Raw genomic sequence first — 6546 nt, forward strand, 5'->3', positions numbered from 1 at the left:
AAACAATCTGGGTATACTGATAGTAGACATCGGGTCATCTCCTTGTGTTTTAACTCTATTGGGAGTATTTACCCGATGTCCTTTTTCTAATCATTTTGATCAACACTTACGGAGATGAACCCTTTACATTAATGCGGGAGCGAAGAACGGGACCCTGTCCCCCCTAGGAGGACTAGATTCCTTAAAATGGGTAATCCTAAATAAGCCTTAGCTCATATGTTTTCTTAAATGATTTTGGCAAGGAACCCCATATCCTCTTGCAGGCAGCCTTCCCATGTCTCGCATGGTCACAGCTCTAAATTCCTTTGTTCTGTCCATGAAATGGAGGTTAGTTGTTCTTCTTTGCGGGGTCATGCCAGGAGTGTTAAGAGGTCGACATAAAAGAAATGCTCTCCGGCGTTCTAGCTTGGGACACCACTAGCATATCTACAAGCCAACTAATCAGTCGGGATTCAGCCACGGATGGCAGACTAGACACAATTGAACAGACTATCATCCGAGGTCACCAACTCGTACCGGTGTGCAATCGCCTTCACTCAAAGTCCATACACCATGTATGAGTAGTATTTTACAAGAATAGGATCGGTACGCAAACGGAACTGATTAACCCTATTGTGGCGAAAGATGCTTGTACAGATGGTTAGTTATCCAATGAACCTATGTCTTACCTGGTATTTAATGAAGACGTCTAACTTTGGAAACGAGACTCAAATAGCATGTGTTCTTAATCTAGATGTGTGAAAAACCTGTTGCAGGGATCGCAATAGACAATGAAGAATATGGAATAAGGTTGATTATTTTAGTTTTATCGTTCTGGTATGCCAGAGCTGGGCTGCTGATGTGATGAGTGGTACTCGGCGTAGACTTATGAGAGCGTGGGGGGCGTATGGTTCAAGAAGCCATTGAAACTAGATTTCAAAGACTGATAGATAGAGTGCTTGATGGGGGTGCCGTGCCCTTTATCGGCGCCGGGGTTTCAATGAATGCCATCACTGCACATGATGAACGGACCATTGCTAAAACAGAAGAAATGGTAAACCGTCTCAAAAATGCCATTGAAGATCTAAATAGTTGTAGTACAAACGATTCGTTGGCTCAACTCTCCGAGGAATACCTATGGAAAGTGTATAGTAAAGGTAATCCGTATAGCTCTCTTGTCTGTGGTGTTCTTAAGATCGATTCTTTTACTAAGCTTGTACCACTGCCGGCTCACCGCTACATAGCCTTTCTTGCTCGGGAAGGATGTATTGAAGAGATCATAACTTCAAACTATGATATATGCTTGTCCAAGGCATATAACGAAAGCTTTTGTGTTCAGGACGGTGCCGAGGACAATGTAATGGAAATAACTGATTTAAAGACTTATCGGCAGTACTCAGGAAAAAGAAGACACAACAATTATCAGTTTCTGAAAGTATACCATATTAATGGATGTGCCAAGTGCCTAAAGGATGCAAGTGACGACGAGGAGCGGGAGTCTTACTGCGAGAAAATACTGCTTACAGAATCGCAGCTACAGGATTGGAGACAACGTCATTGGAGTAGGGAGATGCTAAAGGATAGACTGCGGACCCGTAGTCTTGTCTTTTCTGGGTTTGGTAGTCCAGAACCACAAGTACGTCACACCATTATACAAGTTCTAGAGGAGTTTACTTCCAATCCGGAGGAGCCCAGCGAAGCCAAGGGGCCATGGGAGCATCCGAATGCACTGTTTATTCATGCCTATGAGACGCTGACCTTTGAGCAAAAACAGGTTCTCTTTAAATTCGGAACCACGGGCAGTGGGCGGTCATTAGCCGGCAACTGGCTTGGTAGTGCGAATTATTTTACCGGTGAAGATGTCATTTTCTTCACTCATATTGGTGACCTTTACGGGGGTAATGCTAACGCGCTACCACGGGTTGATGATGTAGAGGCGACCCCCATTTCGGCAGTTGTGGATGCCAAGGATGGCTCGCGACGACTTCCAGCGGATATCTTTTGGCAGTATGTCTATATTGCGGTTTTCTGGCAGTTGCTGATGCAACATTTGGAGCGGGGTTCGTCCTTTTGGTATTTTGTTGATTCATTGGTCCCCTGCGCAGATGCTTTGCTGCAGGAGTTACGATGGTGGCTACTTCCAAAAGAACCTCCAGATTCTAAGAATGCTGTATTTGGTCGATTTCCTGAGTTACTCACATTAGATGGCGACTCAACAAGACTTTCGCATCATGTTTGGCAGATGAGGCATCGGGGACAACCAATGTCGACTGGTTGGTACGCTGCACTTGTGGACAAATGCATGCTCATCCCATCTTTCTTTCTTATTGCATATTTGCTTGATACTAATTCAGATGGTATTGATCTGAAATGGGGCGAGGTTGTCGATCAACCACAGATTGGCACTGCGATATACTTGAATGGTAAAGCAGGGACTGGAATGCTGCTGTGCATTGCGCATCACCAGTGCAGTTTCCAAGACCGTGAACTGGTTAAGTCCTCCGCCGTGTTGGACCAAATCAACATTGCCATACAAGTTATTATTGGTAGAACAGTGAAGACGGAACAAGGAATTATATACGTAGAAGAGTCCGAAGATACAGTGCGCGCCATTCCTTATTATTCGGTGCCCCTTGCACATTTACTGAGAAAAAATGCTATTGACTGGACCTGCGAGCCGAACGAGGTAGTGCAAACCTTCAAGAATAATATTGTCTCATGTATGTCCATAGTTAATGAACATCGGGAACGTTTCTCAGCTGTAGCGGTTCCACTTTGAAAGGAGCATGAGGTCCAGTGCATGAGCAAGAAGGGAACGACATGCTGGAATGCGCGAGACTAGATATTAGTAATCTAGGGCCTCGCAGAGGATACCGGGACCAGTTTTATTTAAAGAACATTTATGCTACAGACAACGCGATATGTGTTGTCTTCGACGAGGAAAAACCAGGTAACAGCGTTCAGATGACCTCTACTGAAGGATTTGGGCGCTATATTGGCAATACCATGCGGGCAATTAGACAGTTGGCACAGCAAGTTGGTTTGTTTGCTCCATGCTTTTGTATTATGTTTCTTTCTAATACCGATAGTGAACTACGGACCAAGGCAATGAAGGCTAGACATGATCAGAATTGGCATCGGGGAGATTTTGTGGTTTTGGTTTATGACGCAGACATGAGCGAAACTACCAAGGAGGATTGTATCAGAAGGATACTTTTCCCTATCAGCTATGATTGTTTTGAAGCTAAGCTTGAACGAATAGATACACATGCTTTTGTCGAGAAAATCGATGCTGAGGTAAAAAGCAAAGATGGATTATCCGATGAACAAGTCGAGATTCTGGATACGGTAAAAGACATTCTGGTCGAATTAGGTCAACAGGGTATCGTTGATGATCCAAAAGCCTTCGAGGAAAGGTTCAATTTGTCGGTAGAGATGCGGATTGAGGAAATCGAAAGGTTGGTGGTAGCTGATGGTGCGGGATAAGATCAAGAAAGTGAAATCCATCGACCTATGCAATTTTAGAGGCTTTTGTGGCGAAAAATGCAAATGCTTAAACACTGACGCGGACATAGTCATAATCACCGGACCGAACGGTTTTGGCAAGACCAGTCTCATGGATGCTTTATGTATAGCACTAACCGGGCACTTTTACCCTGAACGCGTGCCATTAGTTTCTAATGGATTTGATAAAGCAGTGATCAAGATGGAAGCAGAGCTTGGTGAAGATCGGAGCAAGCAGTTCAGAATAGATATTGACACGAATAATCAAATCAAGGGGGGCACTGATTTACCTTTAGTCTATACAGACGGCGACAGACAGCTTGCTGCCAGAGCAAGTTTCTTCTACCAGGATATCATAGAGTATCTATTCGAAGAAGAATCGGCAGAAGTGACTTTAGCGAACTTTCTAGTTACTGTCCCAGTAAGCATTTCATCCATAACTAACACTATCAGTAAGGCCCGGTATACAGTTGAGAGTTCAGCAAAGAACCTTAGCCCTGAATCTGAAATCCCCACTGAGCAGCAGACCAATGAAAGGCGTATTAAGGCTGCTAACCAACTTCAGGATGCATGGCAAAGGACCTTAGAGTCTCCGTACAAAAAGCAGTGTTTTGATACGATACCTGAATTTCCGCGTAACCTAGTAGTAGGAGAGGGGACTAGACTGGGTGCGCGATGGGTTGTGCTTTTGAGTAGTTGGGCTGCGGGATGTTCCTCTAAGGTTGGTAAATCTTCTGTAGGGAGTTCTGACCCCAAGGGCGCGCTTGACCAGCTCCAGGAGTATGCGGAACATGTTTCTAGGCAAGTTACTGAACGAATCGCGAAGGAACAGGTAGAGCAAAAAAACATAGCCGGGTTGTTGGCTGTTTCCAAAGAATCGATGATAATATTAACCGAAAGAAAATTTCAGGAAGCTAAAGACGAAATCAGTAAGCTCGAAGAACACATACCTAAACTCAGGGAGAAGCTACAAGAGCTGCGGTCTTTGGGACAGCATTTCAGGTACGAAAGCGGGATTGGTCTTTCGGAGATCATAGGTACCCTGCGTAGCGCCGGTAAACAATGGAAAGCTATTCCCCAAGCAGTGGATGATTATGCTATCCCACACGACGTAGTTCAATGGTTGGATGAGGCTGTAAGGAGACTAGATGCTTATGATCCGCCGGTGGATCAGCAGTTCGATGTCTGGAACAAGGGTTTAGTAGAAAGCATTAGAGATAGGGAGAAAGAAATAAATGATGCGAATAAGCAAATGGCGCTACTTCAGGAATCAGTACAAGCCACCGAAAAGGTGTGGAAGCTGGTCAATGATATCCCTGGGCTAGAATCACAGATCGAGAAGCTAAAACAGGAAGGTAAAGAAACGGTACTCGGCAGCGAACTACTATCTATGCTGCAACTGGAAGCAAAGAATCCAGTTGTACACGAAAACCCCATGGATAATGTCATTAGAGCATTGAAGAACTGGCAGAAGATAGAATCAGACGAGATTGAGCATGAGAAGCAAAGGAGAAAGAGTGAGTCATACAGAACGGCCTTAAGTCAAATGAATGCGCTCGCGGATGCCCTAAAAAAAGAGTCTGCAAAAGGAACTAGTACAATAAGCAATCTTGAATTAGTGTCTGCTAACTCACAGGAACGTTTTGCTGAAGATATGAGTTACATACTAGATAGGTTTTTCTCAGTGCCCGGTATTTCCCCGATCAAACTTGCACCTGAACGTAAGCGTGAAAAGAAGCGTGAAAAGGAGCTTTGGCGGATACAATCAGATGATAAACGGATTCTGAGTTCTTTCTCGTCGGGGCAAAGAGCCCAGCTGGCCATATCTGTCCTGTTGGCGTTGAATGCATCAATTCGGGATATGCTTTGGTTTGAAGTAATAGCCTTCGATGATTTCACGGCCACGCTTGATATGACACAGTTGCCAAGACTGGCGACCCTCATACGACAGATCGCGTATGGGCCTACGGATGGTAAGCATCTACGAAGACAGGTATTCATTGCTTCACATCACGAGGATGTTACCGATGAGCTAATCGGTTATCTTATACCGCCAAAGGGTAGGACCATGCGGGTGTTGGACTTTAAAGACTGGCATCCTAAAAAAGGCCCGGTCATAGAGCAACTAGAAGTTCGTTGCGGGTCATCGACCCATGAGGTAAACGAGAGATTCGCCGATTTGCTCGATGAGACCTTATTTGCAGGGACTGATTTCTAGTGCGTTGGAAGTGTAAGAACCAGATGTACATACAGAGACAACTTTGTTGCTATGTTTAGTAACGATGGTTGCCAAGACTTAAGGGTGATTTATCGCAGACCGTACTCTTCAAGAAGACGACCGATCGTCTTCAGAAAAGTGAAAACAACTTACCTTTTGATACGAAGGCCTTGCGGGTAATCACATGGGTTTGTTGTCATTTACCAGAAAATGTGGAACATGCTCATAGTCTGGTGTGTGTTTCAAGTTAACGCAGAGCTTAGGGGTGATTCGCTAAAGGAGAAAGAGAATGGTGGAATCGTTTTGCCAGATCGTTATTTGATACCCGGTACTGTGTCTGCCCTCAGGACGGATGATTATTGGTAGTTGGTAACGGGTGGTCCAAGACTTCCCTCGGCCTATAATTCTGGTGGAGCTAGTAGATCTGGCGCAGTCACTCTTGGTAGCATAGCATTCATATTTGGCTAATTTTGATCGTCGACATTTGGGAGGACAACGAAGGGATTGAAGTTGCGGTTAACGGTAAAAACCTGCATATGCGTAGATCGTATTAGGTGGTTTCTTGGAGGCTAGTGACGTAAATAGAGCAACCGGGGTTGGTTGAAGCTTTTCGAGGACAATGGAGGTCATGGCTTTGGGGGAATATAGTATTGATCTACCAGATGACCAATTGGTGAAGACCCTTTTTGACGAGACTCTTCGGCATCTGAGCCCAAGAGCTTTGTAAGCGTCAAAGCTAACCCACATGGCGACAGCTTTGTTGTGATGGGATAATTGAACCATCATAACCAAGTGAGGTGACTTGTGTGGTGACCCAAGACAAACGTCAGCTTTGGGAGGAACGT

The 6546-nt window shown here is 44.8% G+C and carries 3 protein-coding genes; all 3 read left to right on the forward strand.

What is annotated here, in order from left to right; translation table 11 throughout:
• Positions 1-886 precede the first annotated feature (886 nt).
• Genes M0Q40_12225 through M0Q40_12235 form a run of 3 tightly spaced genes read left to right on the forward strand, consistent with a single transcriptional unit; the run spans position 887 to position 5701 of the window.
• Positions 887-2758, forward strand: a complete 1872-nt coding sequence (locus tag M0Q40_12225) for an SIR2 family protein (protein MCK9223361.1) — start codon at positions 887-889, stop codon at positions 2756-2758.
• A gap of 41 nt (positions 2759-2799) precedes the next feature.
• The gene (locus tag M0Q40_12230; GenBank protein MCK9223362.1) at positions 2800-3465 is read left to right on the forward strand and encodes a hypothetical protein; all 666 of its coding nucleotides are present in this window, start codon (positions 2800-2802) and stop codon (positions 3463-3465) included.
• Positions 3452-5701, forward strand: coding sequence for an AAA family ATPase (locus M0Q40_12235; GenBank protein MCK9223363.1), 2250 nt, complete (start codon positions 3452-3454; stop codon positions 5699-5701). The genes M0Q40_12230 and M0Q40_12235 overlap by 14 nt, the downstream gene beginning before the upstream one ends.
• Positions 5702-6546 lie beyond the last annotated feature (845 nt).

The sequence above is a fragment of the Limnochordia bacterium genome (genome assembly GCA_023230925.1).
GTDB lineage: Bacteria > Bacillota > Limnochordia > DUMW01 > DUMW01 > JALNWK01.